The 16834-nt window shown below is 52.3% G+C and carries 11 protein-coding genes; 9 read left to right on the top strand and 2 right to left on the bottom strand.

The features are described from left to right. Positions 1–238: 238 nt before the first annotated feature. Positions 239–3574: a DUF4332 domain-containing protein gene (locus SH302x_RS21260; RefSeq protein WP_479364691.1), complete on the top strand. Its 3336-nt coding sequence runs from the start codon at positions 239–241 to the stop codon at positions 3572–3574. 67 nt (positions 3575–3641) lie between these two features. On the opposite strand, the gene SH302x_RS21255 is transcribed toward SH302x_RS21260, so the two are convergent. Then, positions 3642–4592 (bottom strand): dihydroorotate dehydrogenase, encoded by a 951-nt coding sequence (locus tag SH302x_RS21255; RefSeq protein ID WP_479364690.1) that lies wholly within the window; start codon positions 4590–4592, stop codon positions 3642–3644. A 284-nt stretch (positions 4593–4876) separates the two neighbouring features. Between SH302x_RS21255 and SH302x_RS21250 the strand changes: the two genes are divergently transcribed. The 8 genes from SH302x_RS21250 to SH302x_RS21215 all read left to right on the top strand — a co-directional run bounded on the left by SH302x_RS21250 (position 4877) and on the right by SH302x_RS21215 (position 15538). Continuing rightward, complete coding sequence (locus SH302x_RS21250) at positions 4877–6316, top strand: N,N-dimethylformamidase beta subunit family domain-containing protein (RefSeq protein ID WP_479364688.1); 1440 nt, start codon at positions 4877–4879, stop codon at positions 6314–6316. A 71-nt stretch (positions 6317–6387) separates the two neighbouring features. Beyond that, entirely contained in the window at positions 6388–7638 is a 1251-nt protein-coding gene (locus SH302x_RS21245) for a tagaturonate epimerase family protein (protein ID WP_479364686.1), read from the top strand. 8 nt (positions 7639–7646) lie between these two features. Further along, on the top strand, positions 7647–8600 hold the full coding sequence (locus SH302x_RS21240) for an aldo/keto reductase (RefSeq protein WP_479364685.1): 954 nt from the start codon (positions 7647–7649) through the stop codon (positions 8598–8600). After that, positions 8597–9625, top strand: a complete 1029-nt coding sequence (locus SH302x_RS21235; RefSeq protein ID WP_479364684.1) for a zinc-binding alcohol dehydrogenase family protein — start codon at positions 8597–8599, stop codon at positions 9623–9625. The genes SH302x_RS21240 and SH302x_RS21235 overlap by 4 nt, the downstream gene beginning before the upstream one ends. A gap of 177 nt (positions 9626–9802) precedes the next feature. Continuing rightward, positions 9803–11146: a vWA domain-containing protein gene (locus SH302x_RS21230; protein ID WP_479364683.1), complete on the top strand. Its 1344-nt coding sequence runs from the start codon at positions 9803–9805 to the stop codon at positions 11144–11146. A gap of 261 nt (positions 11147–11407) precedes the next feature. Then, complete coding sequence (locus SH302x_RS21225) at positions 11408–13072, top strand: sensor histidine kinase (RefSeq protein ID WP_479364681.1); 1665 nt, start codon at positions 11408–11410, stop codon at positions 13070–13072. A 19-nt stretch (positions 13073–13091) separates the two neighbouring features. Continuing rightward, positions 13092–13787, top strand: a complete 696-nt coding sequence (locus SH302x_RS21220; RefSeq protein ID WP_479364680.1) for a response regulator transcription factor — start codon at positions 13092–13094, stop codon at positions 13785–13787. 188 nt (positions 13788–13975) lie between these two features. Continuing rightward, entirely contained in the window at positions 13976–15538 is a 1563-nt protein-coding gene (locus SH302x_RS21215) for a glycoside hydrolase family 32 protein (protein ID WP_479364679.1), read from the top strand. A gap of 274 nt (positions 15539–15812) precedes the next feature. Here the strand turns inward: SH302x_RS21215 and SH302x_RS21210 are convergent, their stop codons facing one another. Beyond that, complete coding sequence (locus tag SH302x_RS21210) at positions 15813–16583, bottom strand: hypothetical protein (RefSeq protein ID WP_479364678.1); 771 nt, start codon at positions 16581–16583, stop codon at positions 15813–15815. Positions 16584–16834: the final 251 nt, after the last annotated feature.

The following is a 16834-nucleotide window of genomic DNA, read 5'->3' as shown; positions in this document are numbered from 1 at the left end:
CCCGCCAACGTGGTCGTCCCCAAGGGCTGAAATCCGCTGCGAAATTTTTCTTTTCCTGGCCGAACTACTGCACTTTCGCTATTTACCCAAACTGCGCGAATAGGGTAAGGTACGCAAGTTCCCGCTGCTAGTTCTATGCAAAGAATCATAGGTCTAGCAAATCGGAAATGCCCTCGATGGGTGCATTTCCTAAGAAACGGTCATCGAAGACAAAGGATTTGGCAAGGAGGCATCAACGATGCGAATCGTTAGTATCGATATCGACCCACAAGGCAACAACAACCGGATCCATTTGGGTCCTTTTGTGGCCGGACTAAACGCAATTTATGGTGGACGTGGCAGTGGTAAATCAACCATTGCCAAATTCATTCGACATCTCTTGTTCGGTCGTTATCGCGATCGTTCCGGCAGCGATTATCGCGCTCAGAATGATCACGTCGGCTCGCTGCAATGGGCAGATGCAAATGGCAACAGCCGAGTCATCTCCACCGCTGACCCGATCGAACTGAACGATTATCGTTTTAGCGGTCCGTACCACTGGAGTACGCGTCACGACTGGCTGTCAAGCAATGCGATCGATACGCTCAAGCCATCGGAACAGCCTTGGCACCGCATTGGCGGCGAGACTTTTGATGCGGTCTTCTGCGGACGCTTAGGCGAGACCCTGCCTGAACGCCTTTGGGCGGCTGCTCGCGAATTGGGGATCTCTGTCCGTTTCGACTTGGAAGATGATGAAACCTATCGACGCTTGAAGGCAGAAGAGCTTCGGTTGCAAGAGCGTATACATCACTTGCGCGTGGACGACCGCGATCACGCTTGGTGGACGGCCGAGCGTCGCCGGTTGGCGCATCGCATCGAAGAACTGCAAGCTCATCCCGAGTTGGCAGCGAACTCACGCAAACCCTACATCACGACCACAACCGAAGTGGACACGCGGCCTGTGATTGGCCAGTGGCGTTCACAACTAGCGGAAATGCAAAGCCGGCTGAGTTCATTGCAACGGCAGGAGACCGAGCTCGCAAAACAAGTGGCGGATACTCGATACGCTATCGACCATCACGCGCCTGCGGCATCGTATCCTGCTAGCTATGAAGCTGAACATACTCACGCTAGCTCCAATGGCCAGGTCCGTCGTTCAACACAAATTCGCAATGACGCCTATGGTTCTTGGGTTGGTTATGTCGATCGCTTGGACGATCAAGATCCCAGCTTTACGCACACCGCTCGCACGCGGAGCTCGTCGTCGGCTGCCTATGAATCGCTGTCGTCGATGAAGCAGCGGCTGGCTGACCTGGATGCCAAACGGGAGCACATCCGAACTGAAATCGAGACCGTCAATCGTGGCATTCGCACGTTGGAAGATAACTTGCGAAACGCTCGTCATGAGGTCCAAGTCGATGCCACCGTCTCCTGGGAAATGGATGAATTGCACAAGCGATTGTCGTATGCGGATGAAGTCTTGCAAAGCTGGACATTGTACGAACAAACGCGAGCTCGTTTGGTCGAGCTGCAAGCTCAACTGCGTGGCCATGGTCCATATCGCAATGGCGTAGAGTCATCTTTCTTGAAGTCGATCGAACGTTATATTCGAGAACTGTCGGCCGGAGCGCTTCGTGGCCTGCCAACTTGGGCCATGGAAGCGTTGCGTCGCGATCACAGCTATGTTACTGGGCTATCCAAGAACGGTCGGCCTGAAAGCTACCGCGAAGTTTACCGGGACTATCGGCCAGACGCAGCCGCGATCGACTTTGTGGTCCCGCCATCGACTTCCCATGAACGTCAATTGGTGGAACTTGCCATTCGTATGGCGATCATTGAATCGTCCTCGCATCGCATCGGCCAATTGCCTCTCCTGCTGGACGATGCTTTGGACGGTTTCCATGGTCAACAACTGGACCATATCGCACAAGTGCTGACGCAGTTTGCGCGAGATGGTCAACAGATCTTGTTGCTCACTGGCGAAGAGGAAGTTGCGCAGCGCGTCCGACACCAGCAAGGCTGGGTCGCTCGATTGGGTGACCAACTGAAGAACACGCAAAGATCAGCGGGCATCGACCAGGCAATCGAGCAGCGTTATTGGCAGTATCGTGATCTGCCACAAACGGACTATATTGCGCCGGCCGCCGCTCATCGCACGCAAACTATTCGTCGCGAGTATGCCCCGGTGCAACCTGCGGCTAGGGGTTATCGCGCCGTCGAGGACGTCAATGCTCTGCTGGCCACGGAAGCGACCGACTACGCAGACTATGTCGCGGAGCCACGTGTTCAAACCAAACGCTACTATCAATCAGAGCCATCACCGACCATCGAACCGCCAGCGACGGTTCCAATGCCACAGTTCTTTTTGTCAGAGACCAGCCGAATCGAAGATGCGCCAGGCGTCAACGGCCAGCTAGCGCTGCGTCTGCGAAAGCTGGGGCTAGATCGCGTGGGTCAGTTTATTGAAACCGATCCGATTTGGATCGCCGATTCCGCGGGTGTCGCCGAAATGGGCGCCGCTGAGTTTCGCAGCTTGCAACGAGCCGCACTGCTCATGTGCTGTGTCCCTCAATTGCGAGCGTTCGATGCGAGAGTGCTGGTCGGCTGCGGTATCGATAACCCGACCATGCTGGCTGAAATGAAGCCCGCTCAATTGCTGCAACGTGTCGAAAGCTTTCTTGCTACCGACCGCGGCCAAGCCATACTGCGAAGCGGTACGAGTTACGAGCTTTCACGCATAACAACTTGGATCATCTCCGCGCGACGATCCGTTCGTCGCCCCGGCGAGTCGGTCTCGTCGCGGGAAGGACGTTCCCAAATCCGATTGCGATCCGGTCGCAACGAACGCTTGCGGCGTCAACGCCGCGAGCAAGAGCGGGCTGCTCGTTCGCTCCGCGAAACAGCTGCGAGCCAACGGGACTATGCCGATCGTGAACCACGCGCCGATCGCGCTCCAGTCGCTCGAACGACAACGCGCACCACGACTCGAACACAACGGCCCAGCAGTATAGCCGCGGCCAACGTAGCTGCAGGCGACTTCGCCGCTTCGAACAGCCAACGCAGCAGTTCAAGCAGCCATCGCGGCCATGGTGCTGGCAGTGCTAGCGGCGTTAGTGCCAAGCAAGCCGCGGTTCGTACGACAACCACGACCGCCAGTTACCGCTTCTACCTGGAGCTTGATAGCCCTGTGGTTGACGCGCCAAGCATCGGTCCTCGGATGGCTGAACGGCTGATCCCAATTGCAATACATTCTGTTCGCGATTTGCTAGAAAGCAGCCCGGCGATGATCGTCGATCAGTTGAATGATCGACGCATCGACGAGCAGACGGTGATCGATTGGCAAGACCAAGCTCGCTTGGTGTGCACGGTACCAAGCTTGCGGGGCCATGACGCTCAGATCCTGGTCGCGTGCGAAGTGCGTACGGCCGACGCTTTGTCGTTGCAGAATGTCGATGCGTTGTTGGCCAAGTCGCTGGCGTTTGCCAGCAGCAAGGCTGGGCAACGAGTGCTCCGCGGTGCTGCGGCTCCTGACCGAGCTGAAGTCACCGAATGGATCAGCATGTCGCGACATAGTCGTTCGATTAAAGCTGCATGAATAGAATGAGCCGCTTTCGTTTAACCGTTAGCTGCAGGCGCAGGCGTGGTTCCGACTTCGGCTTGCTTTACTGGCTTACACTGCGATGCATCGAGCCGATGATTTGACGTAAACTTGCTTCGCCAATCGATTGCAAAGCTGCAGGCAACTCGCTGACCAAGCGTGTGGACACTTGCGGATCAAAATAGTTTGCGGTGCCGATCTGTACGGCACTCGCACCAGCCACCAAGAATTCCATCACGTCATCGATGTTACAAATACCACCGATGCCGATGATCGGTATCTTCAATGCGGACGCGATCTGATAGACGCAGCGCAGCGCGATGGGTTTGATGGCCGGTCCGCTTAAGCCGCCGACTCGATTGCCGAGAATTGGTCGGCGTTTTCGCCAGTCGATAGCAATTCCTAGCACGGTATTGATACAGCTTACCGCGTCCGCCCCCGCTTCTTCGGCCGCTTTAGCAATTGGCACGATCGAAGTGACATTGGGCGTAAGTTTTGCGATGATGGGAAAGCGACTGATCGCTCGGGCTTGCGAGACCACTTGGTAGCAGGCTTGTGGATCGGTACCGAAGTCCACGCCTCCTGTCACGTTGGGACAAGAGATATTCAGTTCCAAAGCGGCAACTCCGTCGGCCTCATTCATGCGAGCGGCCAGTTCGGCAAACTCCTGTTGGCTCTTGCCGGCAATACTGACGATGACTTGGGTCGGGACCGTTGCTAAGTAGGGCCAGTGGTTGGTCAAAAAATAGTCGATGCCATCGTTGTCCAGACCAATTGCGTTCAACATGCCAGCGGTGGTTTCTACGGTTCGCCACGGAGCGTTTCCGGGTCTTGGCGAGGCGGTAATCGTCTTTGGCAGAACGCCGCCCAGTTTCGCAAGGTCAACGATACCTGCCATTTCTCGCACGTAGCCAAAGGTGCCGGAGGCGGTCAGAATCGGGTTCTGCAAATGCAAACGACCCAACTGCATAGAAAGGTCACAAGCTTGGGCGGGTGGGGACTCAGTAGAATTCATTTGCACATGGTCTGCAGACTTGATCGATACATTGATCGCCTGAGTGTAACCAACTTGCTATGGGAAGCAACTCGCGATCGCTGTGGCAGGTTGAATGTTGCTGCACCGCGATCGCCGCACTTTGGATTGCTGCGTGTGCCCTGCCACCTGCTGCTAAAGATGTGCATAATGTTCGTAGACTACGATTGGCTCAGGCAGGTGGGAGCCCAGCGTTTCTTGCTCAGGCGATCACTATTCACGCGAAACCCCAAAATTTCATCAAACGAACTTACGAGGTGCATCCTATGAAGTGCGAGAAGACGTTCGCTTTAGCCGTGTTCTGGACGTTTGCAGCGGTAATCTGTTTGCGCTGCGACGCACAATCCAATTCCAACGCCGTTGTTCAAGAGAACATGCGCGCTGGCGACAGCGATTGGGTCCTTACGAAAACCCAAATTAATGAACCCAACAATCGCTCTCCAGCTATCGAAGGATATGCATCGCAGTTGACCTATGCTGCCGGGGAGAAATTACAATTCTTTATATCGACCAATCCCGTGTCGGCGTATTCCATCGACATCTATCGCACTGGATACTACGGCGGATCGGGCGCGCGCAAAGTCCACTCGGTTTCGGATTTACAAGGGGTGGTCCAGGCGGAGCCCGTGGTCGGACCACGAGAGCTGCGCACTTGCCAATGGGCGTCTTCTTTCTCAATGCAAGTTCCTGTGGATTGGCTGTCTGGAGTATATATTGCCAAACTGTCCACGCAGAATGATGGGCCTCAGTCCTATATCATATTCGTGATTCGTGATGAGCGACCGGCGGACGTGGTCTTTCAAGTTTCTGACTTTACATGGCAGGCTTACAATCGTCGGCCAGCTTGGCATTCGTTGTATGACTACATGGGCAAAGAGTGGGAGACGCAATTGTCCAACGACATTGGATTCCAACGACCCTATGCTCGGTACCATAATGGATTGCCAATGTCGCCTGCCAATGCGAATCGAGTCGTTGGATCGGGCGAGTATTTGATGTGGGAATTCCCGCTGGCATATTGGCTGGAACGTGAAGGCTACGATGTTACGTATATATCGAACCTTGATACGCACCAGCGGCCGAGTTTGCTTACGCGTTCTAAGGTGTTTTTATCAGTAGGCCATGACGAGTATTGGACGCGTGAGATTTATAACCATGTTGCTCAAGCTCGTGATGCAGGTGTTGACCTGCTTTTCCTTTCCGGCAATTCCATCTCAGGCGAAGTCAACATTCAGCCAGCTCCCGACGGTACCCCGGATTATGTGATTTCTCGCCATCGATTGTTCCCCGACGAGCACCAGCTAATGGGCGCAAAGTCGTATGGGGTCGGCTTGTGTGATTGGACTGTGACCGATGCATCGCATTGGATGTTTGCCGGTACCGAAATGAGCAACGGCGACCGCATTGCGGACTTTGTCGGCTGGGAATACCATGGCCCGCCCTTACGCGAAGATGCGACCTTGAGAATCGTCGCGCGGGGCAATGTGAATGACTCGCGGGGAAATCCGCAGGAAGGTGAGTACACGACATTGTTCTATGATGGGCCGAAGGGCAATTTTGTTTTCAATGCTTCGACTTGCTGGTGGTCAATGCCGCTCTCTACACCGCCCGGCACCGTGCCCGCAGCGCGTGGCAACTTTTCTGAGGAGGATGCTAGAGTGCAACAAATGACTAGAAATCTGCTAAATCGTGCATTGAGCAACTAACTGTCAGTGGCATTGAGCAAAACTCGATTTCAGCGATGATAATCGCTTGGTTGTCTTTGCTAGGAGTCGTTATGAAAAAGTTAGAAAAGTTTACTTTCGGGGTCGGCGATCGGTTCGCTCACCAAGCCGCATCACAACTGGCGGCTTTCCAGAAACTGGAACAGGCTGGTGTGACGGTAATCCCCGTATGGAACAAATCGAACCGCGAACACACGTTTATTGGTTCGGAGCCACAAAGCGTCTATGACGCGGCAGCCAATGCGGTTGCGGAACTGAATTGGCGGCATCCGTGGTATGTCGACGCAGACCATATCCAGATGAAAACCGTCGACCGATTTTTGTCGCCTTCTAATTTCTTTACGATCGATGTCGCCGATTCCATTGGCAAACCTGCTGCGGCCGCCGATGTGGCAGACTTTGTAGATCGGCATGCGGAACTGGTCGGTAATTTAGATATCGACGGGATTCAGCAAGCGATTAGCATTTCGCGTCAAGACGTAGAATCAGTCGCTAGCAAGTATCTGTTGGCCGTGCAACAAGCCGGCGAAATCTATCGCTACATTGAAGAGCGAAAAGGGGGCGAACCATTTGTGGCGGAGGTTTCGATGGACGAAACCGATACTCCTCAAACTCCGCCGGAATTATTGATTATTCTCGCAGCGCTGGCGGACGAATCGATTCCAGTACAAACCATTGCACCGAAGTTTACCGGTCGATTCAACAAAGGCGTGGACTATGTCGGCGATCTGCAGCAGTTTGAAAAGGAGTTTGTAAGCGATCTGGCGGTGATTCGCTATGCAACCACCCGTTACGAGTTGCCCGCAAACTTAAAGTTGAGCGTTCATAGTGGCAGCGACAAATTCAGCTTGTATCCGATTATCCGCCGTGCCATCGCACAAGCTAACGCAGGTATTCATGTGAAGACCGCTGGGACCACGTGGCTTGAGGAATTGATTGGCTTGGCCGAAGCTGGCGGAGATGGGCTGGTCTTGGCCAAGGAAATCTACGCGTATGCGCTGAGCCATATTGATGAGCTATGCGGTCCTTATGCAAGTGTGATCGACATCGATCGTTCCGCTTTACCCGGCCAAAGCGTGGTCGACACCTGGGATGGACCGACGCTGGCCAGTACGCTGCGGCATATTCCGGGCAACCCGCACTTCAATGCCAGCGTCCGACAATTGCTGCACGTGTCGTTCAAGGTCGCGGCCAAAGCGGGCTCCAGATACACCGATTTGCTGAAGGCGAATCAAGCGGTGGTTGCCAAACAAGTGACCGAGAACATTTACGACCGACATTTAAAGCCCATCTTTATTGGTTAACTGCATCGATGATTGAGAAAAGAAAACTTGGAAAAACGGACCTTGAACTCCCCTGCCTAAGCTTTGGTGCCTCGTCGTTGGGCGCGGAGTTTCGTGGAGTGCAACTGGATGAAGTCTTTGAAAGTATCAAAGTTGCATTGGAACTAGGGCTCAATTTTATTGACACCTCGCCCTACTATGGTCGTGGCATGTCGGAAGTGTTGCTTGGCGTCGCGTTGGCCGATGTGCCTCGTGAGCAATACTTGTTGTGTACCAAGTTAGGGCGTTTCGCTCCGCAGCATTTTGACTTCTCCGCTAAGCGGGTGGCTGAAAGCGTTGATGTGAGCCTGCATCGCCTGCGCACCGACCACTTGGATATTGTCTTGGTGCATGATATCGAATTTGTACCATTGCAACAAATCATCGAAGAGACATTGCCAGCGTTGCGTCAACAGCAAGCCGCTGGGAAAGTGCGTTACGTTGGCATCAGCGGCTATCCTATGAAAATTTTTGATGTGGTTGCTGAGCAAGCCGAATTGGATTGCATCCTTTCGTATAACCAATACACGTTGCAAAATACACGGTTGGTCGATGATCTATTGCCGAACATGAAAAGCAAAGGCATCGGTGTGATGAATGCTGGTCCTTTTGCCGCTCGTTTGTTGACCAACGCGCCGTTGCCTGCTTGGCATCGCGATTCGCGGGAAGTTCAGCAAGCGGCACGAAAGGCGGCAGAGTTCTGTAGCCAACAGGGCGTGGATATCGCTGGGCTGGCATTGCAATTCTCGTGCGCTCACCCTGAACTGGCTACTACCATTGCTGGCAGTGCCAACCCCAATAACATTCGAAAATGGGTCGAGTGGTTGAGCAAGCCGTTGGATTTGGAATTGGTTCAAGATGTCCAGAAGATACTTGAACCGGTTCGCAACATCAGCCACCAAGAAGGACTTCCCGAAAACAATTACCCCCAGGCGACAACATGAGAGCCTTACAGCTAGTGGAACCCAAGCTTTGGCGAAAGATTGATATCCCGGAGCCTGATTCGCCGCAAGAGAATGAAGTCCTCGTCAAAGTGCATCGCGTCGGTGTGTGTGGGACCGACATCGGCGGTTACTTGGGCAAGTTCCCTTTCTTTTCCTATCCCAGGATACCAGGCCATGAGTTAGGTGTGGAAGTGATTGAAGTCGGCGCACAAGTGACGCATGTCAAACCCGGCGATCATTGCGCAGTGGAACCTTATATCAACTGCCAGCAATGTTACTCGTGCCGACGCGGCTTTACGAATTGTTGCGAGCATCATAAGACGTTAGGCGTTATGTGTGATGGCGGATTGACCGATCACATTGTATTGCCTGCTCGCAAAGTCCATCCAGCACCCAAACTCAGTTCAGAACAAGCCGCGTTGGTTGAGACGCTGGCGATCGGGTGTCATGCCGTCGATCGCGGCGCGGCGAAAGCGGGCGAGAATGTCTTGGTCATTGGGGCTGGTCCGATTGGGCTATCGGCGCTTGAGTTCGTGAAAGTTTCAGGAGCACGACCGATTGTCGCGGACATCAGTTCATCGCGATTGGAGTTCGTGCAAACGGTCATGCAAGTTCCTGACACGATGCAGATTAGCGGCAACGAAGAAGATTTGCGTCGCTTGGATGAACTTACTGGCGGACAGCGGGCAGACTTGGTGATCGACGCTACTGGGAACAACCGATCGATGGCACGCGCGCTGGAGTTTGCGGCGTTTGCTGGCCGCGTTGTGTACGTTGGCATCACGCAGCAGAATTTGGAGTTTGCGCATGCGCCCTTTTTGCATCGTCGTGAGCTCACGATATTGGCAAGTCGCAATGCCTTATCGCGGGATTTTACTCGCATCATTGAATTGATTGGCCGAGGTGAAATCAACACCGATCCTTGGATCACGCATCATGGAAGCTTCGACGACGTGCCCAACTTGTTTCCCACTTGGATCGACCCCACCGCCGGCGTGATGAAAGCTATTATCCATCTGGACTGATGAGGCTCTAATGAAGCGTGCAAACTCTACGGCGAGACACAATCAGGTTTTTACAAATCATTTACAATTATCTTGCGCCTGCTGCAGCTTTCAGAATCCTGCGTCGCGTTTAATGGACATGTCGATGGCGGACGCTTTGTTCGCTGTCCTGCTCGTCCAAGAACAAGGAGATGAATTGTGAGAAAAGCATTTTTTGCATGCATGGCAATCATGGTAACTCTGGTCGGAGTCGCGCAAGCGGAGCAAGCGAAACTGAGCGTAGAACTCGCTTATCCGACCATGAAGGCTGGCGATGGCGAAAAGACCACGAACCATTTGCATATTTCGCTTACAGGCTTCGCGTTGAAGGATCAGAAGGAACGTCCGAAAGCCAATGTGGCGATCGTGATCGATAAATCAGGCTCGATGCAAGGAGCGAAAATTGAACAAGCTCGCAAGGCAGCCATTTCGGCCATCGAACGTATGTCCAGCGACGATATCGTATCGATCGTGACTTACGATGATAGTGTTCAAGTTCTTGTTCCTGCGACCAAGGTATCCGATCGGCAGATGATCATTTCGAAGATCGAGAGTATCCACGCCGATGGTAGTACGGCTCTGTTTGCTGGGACAAGTAAGGGCGCTGCAGAGGTTCGCAAATTTTTAGAACCGCAACGCGTCAATCGAGTGATCTTGCTGTCCGATGGAATGGCCAACGTGGGACCATCCAGTCCCTCCGAACTGGAAGAGTTGGGAGCATCCTTGATCAAAGAAGGGATCAGCGTCACAACGATGGGCCTGGGGCTTGGTTACAACGAAGACCTGATGACACGCTTAGCACTTGCGGGAAACGGCAATCACGTCTTCATCGAATCTGCAGAGACATTGGTGAACGTGTTCCAACGTGAGTTTGACGACGTGATGAGTGTCATTGCTAAAGATATTCGATTTAAAGTCAAACTGGCAGAAGGGATTCGGCCTGTGAAGGTTCTAAACTATCCAAGCGAGATCTCGGGCAGTACGGTGGAGATATCTTTAGGTCAACTGTATGCGAAGCAAGAACGCTACTTTGTGCTGGAGGTTGAAATCCCCACCAAGCCGGATGGGGAGCAAACGCATGTTGCCGACGTAGCGGTTACTTATGAAAATATGCAAACCAAAACGCAAGATAAACTCACTAGTCGAATTGCAGGACGTTTCAGCCGCGATCAAGAACTGGTCTCCGAGAGCAGCGACAAGAAGGTACTTGCCGACTGCGTGCTGCAAATTGCCAATGAAAAGAATCGGCTCGCGACGGAACTACGCGACGGTGGCAAAATTGAAGAAGCAAACAAACTCTTGCTAAGCAACAGTGCTTATCTAGGTGGCTACGGAGCCACTTTAGGAGACAAGCGATTGTCGGAAAGTGCGGAAGCGAACAAGTGGCAAGCGGAAAACTTAGATGCCAGCAAATGGAATGAAGGACGCAAATTGATGCGTCAACGGCAGTATGGCGAGACGACAAATCAGTCCTATGGTGGTGCTACGGAGCTAGGCAGATAGGGCGATTTGAACTAAGTTGCAAACTGCCCGTCAAATCGGCGCGCAGTTTGAACTTTGTTTTTAGATGTCTACTCGTTCGTAGTACCGCCTTTAGCCGGACATACTTGTTCGTAGTCCCGGCTTTAGCCGGTCTTTGATAGGTGTGCTTCCGCCTAAAGGCGGTACTACCAACTGGGTTACTACCAACTGGGGTACTACCAACAATTGCGTACGCCTGCGGCTAACGGTTAAACGAACAAGTAACCCTCGAATCCCATACAGATGTATCGAAACCTCATCCTACTTTGGGTCGCACTCACCATCGCGATTGCATCGTTGGTGATGCTTGGCTGGCTTTCCGCATCGCGTCGTGCGGAATCACAGCTTGTTCGAACAAACGAAATCTTAAAGCAGCGTTTATTGCCGTTGCAAAACGACATTGCCAAAGTACTGGCTGACTATAAGATCCAGATGCAACGATTGTCGGACAGCGCGGCAGGGCTGGAGCCAGCTCAATTCTCGCAGTTGAAAAAGCATGTATTGGTGCACCAACTAGTGGCGATTGATGACCAGAAGCGTGTCATTTATCCCGAAACGCTTTCTTCCTTTTCGGCAACGCAACGCAATGAATTGCGGGATGCCTTGGAGGTCTTGCAGGAGTTCAACAATCAAACCGCAGGCGAAATGGCAGGCTCGATAATTGCGCCGAGCTCGCTCGAACCCAAGGGCGGTTTTGCAAGTCAGAGCCAACGCGTGATAAGTCAGTCGGCAACGCGGAGCGCCAATGAAGCGGGCTGGATCGCTTGGTTTCATAATCGCAGCCTCTTGTTGGGATACCAAACGCCGCTACCTGCCGGTGGCAATCTTTTAATCATCCTGCCACGCGGTCGATGGATGGCGGATATCATCAACCAATTGCCAGAGGACGCATGGCGTGCTGAGCGGCGTAATGCTGAAGCTGAGTTTGCTTATAAGCTAGTCGATACGACGGGGCAACCAATCTATCAATGGGGCAAGCCCGCGGTGCTAGCGGCCATGACGCGCTCGACGCTGCCGACGGTGAGTCAACCGCTGCAAGCCCCTTTGGAATACTGGCAGTTGCAATGTTACGCGACGCAGGCTGGGCGTGAAGCGATCGAAGGGCGGTCAACTTATTGGCCTTACCTGTTGGGCGTTGGTTCGCTGGCACTCTTGCTGGTAGGGCTTGGCGTCGCAATCAGTTTATCGCTGAATTCTGCCATGTTGCAGGCGGCTAGACGCGTCTCCTTTGTAAATCAAGTGTCGCATGAGTTGAAGACCCCGCTGACCAATGTCGTACTTTACTGCGACTTGTTAGGGCGAGACCTCAAAAAGATTGACGATACCGAACAAGCGAAAGCCGCCGCCGTGCGCTTGGAAACCATCCAATCCGAATCCAAGCGTTTGCAATTCTTGATCGACAATGTGCTGCAGTTTGCGAGAGGAAGTAAATCGGAACAGAGTTTGGTCACACGCTGCGTAGTTCCTGACAAAGTGGTGCAAGATGCTGTCGATCAGATGAAGCTGCGTTTGCAACTGTCGCAAATCGAAATGGAAACCCAGCTCAACGCGGTTACGCCAGCTATTTTAGACGAGCGAGTCGTTCAACAGATCGTTGATAACTTGTTGTCGAATGTTGAGAAATACGCCAGCGCTGGGAAATGGCTGCGGGTTGTTACGCGGCAAGCAGGAGACGTGCTGCAGATCGAGGTCAGTGATCGAGGGCCAGGCATTCCAAGTCACATGCGCGAACGTATTTTCGAGCCGTTTGTCAGGTTAGACAATTCGTTGGAAGCGGCCGCCGGTACCGGTATTGGGCTTGCCATTGTCCGCAAACTGGCTCGACTGCATGGTGGTGAGTGCTGCGTGCAGGTAGACAACGGCGTTACCACTTTTAAGGTAAGATTAACAGCGGAACAGATTAGATAGACCGAAAGACGATTGGTAGATGAGAGTCTTGTTAGCAGACGATGACGCCAACACTCGCCGCGGGCTGGCCGAAGTGCTGCACGATGAAGGTTTCGATGTCGTGCAAGCGGCCGATGGCGAGCAGGCGTGGGACAAATATAACGCTCAGCGTCCTGACTTCCTGTGCTTGGACGTCATGATGCCGCGACTCAACGGATACGAGCTTTGCAAACGCATCCGCCGCATGGATGCCGAGACACCCATCGTGTTTCTGACCGCGAAAGGTGAAGAAATCGACAAAGTCGTTGGGCTGGAGATCGGTGCCGATGACTACGTTGTAAAGCCGTTTGCCGTCAAGGAAGTGGTTGCCCGCATCAGGGCCGTTGCCCGGCGTTGCTTGGCACGTGAAAAACTTGAACAGATCGGCCGTCGCGATATCTCTGAGTTTACGATGGGAGACATTCAGGTTTTCCCTGCAGAACTGAGAGCTCGGCGCGATCGTGCGTGGATCGATTTGAGTCTGCGCGACATCAAAATACTACAACTCCTGAACGCGAACGAAGGCCGCGTTGTGGAACGTATGGCGTTAATGCAACATGCTTGGGGGCACGAGTACCTGCCAACCAGTCGCACGCTGGACCAGCATATCTCGCAACTCAGGAAAAGGATTGAAGTGAATCCAAAAGAGCCAAAGCTTATCCAAACGGTACATGGGATAGGCTACCGTTACGAGTGAGCTTTGGGCCAGTGGTCGAACGGATGTCGGTTCGTGCAAAGCGTACTCTAGTGTCGTTGGCGCGTTTCAATAGAATAACTCGGGCCGTGCTGCTCCCGCAACTTCGCAAAAACTTGAAACGCATGTCGTTTCACTGTTAATCAAAGGCGTAACCCACCTGTCACCTCCCCGTCCTAAGGGCCCCTGCCATGCTGTGTCGACCATTACTTCTGATCTTGTTAGGTATTTCTGTCTGTGAGTTGTACGCGCAGGAGGCCGCGAACGTCGGTGCGGATCCGCAAGCGGTCGTCCAACACGAACCGTCGCTGGAATTCGCCTTAACCGAAGGCTTCACCAAGACGAACTACCCCGAAGTTGGTTACTCGCAGCCACTTCGGCCGCAGTTCCATTTTACCTCTAAGCGGAATTGGCTGAACGACCCCAACGGCATGTTGTTCGATGGTGAAAAGTATCATCTGTACTTTCAGCATAACCCCAAACACACCGAATGGGGAAACATGACTTGGGGACATGCAACAAGTCCCGATATGCTTCACTGGACTCAACTGGATCACGCTTTGTTGCCCTATCGTGTTGATGGCCGATCAGGCACGATATTCTCTGGGACTGCGATTGTTGACCACAACAATACGCTGGGAAAGCAAGTGGGCGACCAGAAAACGATCTGCGCTTTTTTCACGTTTGCAAGTGAGCCAAAGTTCTACCAAGCGATGGCGTATAGTACCGATGGCGGCGAAACATTTAACTACTGGAATCAAGGGCGGGCAATCGTTGAAAACCAAGGTTTTGATTCTGGCGAAAGAGACCCTAAAGTTTTTTGGCATGAAGGTTCTAAGCAATGGATCATGGCGTTGTGGGTCCAACAGAATCCTGGACGAGTTCGTTGGTTCACTTCGCGGAACTTGGTTGACTGGAGTTTTGCATCCGATTTGATGCGAGACTGGGCGTTCGAATGCATGGACGTAGTCTTTCTTCCCGTTGATGGCGATGAGAACAGAGTCAAATGCGTCATTTATGACGCCAGCTTTGATTACGAGATTGGATTCTTCGATGGCTCAACATTTCATTCGCAATCCGAAGTCCAACAAGGGACTCGCGGGAACTTCTATGCTGCGCAGACCTTTAATAACGCTCCCAACGATCGAGCCATCCAGATCGGTTGGATGCGAGCTTATCACAACGTCGCAGCTCAGTTCGGGTTGCCCTATAACCAGCAGATGGCTTTCCCCTACGAGTTAACGCTGAGGCAGATTGGAGAAGAACAGAAACTGTTTTGCTATCCGATTCGCGAGATTGAAACGTTGGCCGAACAGACAATTCAAAAGAAGAACTTCCGCTTAGCGCCCGGCGTCAATGCGCTTTCGGATGTCGGTCAGCTTGATTTGGTCGATTTAAGCCTGGAGTGGAAGGCCAACAGCACGGGAATATTGGAATTAGACTTGCCGCGAGTTTCGCTGCGATACGATGCGGTGGATAAGACTTTGCGGCATCATGGGATCAATGAGAAAGGCGAACCGCAGTGGATGACGACGCTAGAAAACATTTCTCCAAGAGACGGGAAAATGTCGATGCGAGTTTTGATCGACCGATTGTCGATCGAAGTGTTCGTCAATCAGGGCGAAAGTAGTGCGGCCTACTATCTGCATCCCGATAATGATCCGAAAGCTTATGCGATCAGCGCTTCGGAAGAACTTCAGATCCAAGATCTCACGATTCGCAAGCTCCGCTCGATTTGGCCGCAGGACGAGTGAGTTTGCCGATGAGTTCGAATACGTTTGAATGAGCTCAATGACCCATGGAAGTCGTAATTGGCACCGGTGTTTTTAACTCTGATTTAGTCTCCGCTTTCCGAGTCAAGAAACGTATTCAGGTCCTGGGGTGAGTGAACAATCTTTGCAGTATCTGGAAAAGTTAACTGCTTCTCGTTGAACTGGTGCCACGTAAAATCAACAGTACCCACTTTTGTGGCCGATACCTTTTCATCAGTATATGCTGACACCATTGCTATGCTGTCGTGATGATAGTTCAGACTGGCCAACCGAAAACGCCATTTGCTTGTTCTAGCTTACGTTCTACACGATCGACTTCTCTGAGCTCTCCATCATAAGCTTTCTGAACCCAACTTTCTCTTACCGCCGGAATATAACGCGGGTCGAAAATCATTGATCGGGACGTACCATCTTCGGTCGCCCACCGGACAAACTTTGTTCCATCCCCGATCGTTCGCACCGTTCCTTTTGGATCAGACATGTGCTTGTGCAACAATTCCGATAGTCGATCACACAACACGACATTATTTCCAAACTTCGTGTGCATCGTAGGATACGGTCCCAACGTGCAAACTGGAATGTTCGGAACTCCTGCCTTTGCCAAAAACTCCCAAAATGATAGGGATTTTGTAACGTCAATGGCTTTCCCAAACGGAGCAACTGTCGCGATACCGTCTTTGAACGTATAAAACTCTAATCTGACGGCAGGTTGTCGATCGCTATATGGAGCATCAGAAGGTGCTGGATTTCTAGACCAATTAGTCCTTCGGACTTCGATGAATTGTTCTTTTTCATAATCAACGACGATTCTGCGTTTGACTGTAACTTCGAGATCATCAAATTTTCCTGGACCTCCCTCGTTTTCAGCCTGGCTTGACCACTCCACGACACAAACATCGTAGTTTTGAATCGCCGCAGAGTTTAGAAGCACCGCATCTACCAGATCTAATGCGTCATCCTGACCATACAAAAACTCGTCTCCAATATTGGAAAAAGAGACTACCGTAAAAAGCAACACCAAAAACAAATAACTTCTCATAGTGGACTTCTTCTTAATCAGATTAGATTTTTGGATTGCAGGTCGAGCAAGAATCTGGTCCGTTCGTCGCAAAGATCTGAAACAAACTGCCAACCGACATTACTGCCACTATTAGCTTTACTGCGCTAGCGTTCTTAGCGCGATCAAGAAAGTTTCAATTTCGACAGATTTGTTCGCAGACGCTTGCGAGCTTGGTAGCTAGCATGGGGGAGCTATTGAGCAAACTTAGGCGTGTGGAT

This window comes from Njordella calcicola, assembly GCF_056494125.1.
Note: the sequence above shows the minus strand (reverse complement) of the source record. Positions and strands in the feature narration are given on the sequence as shown.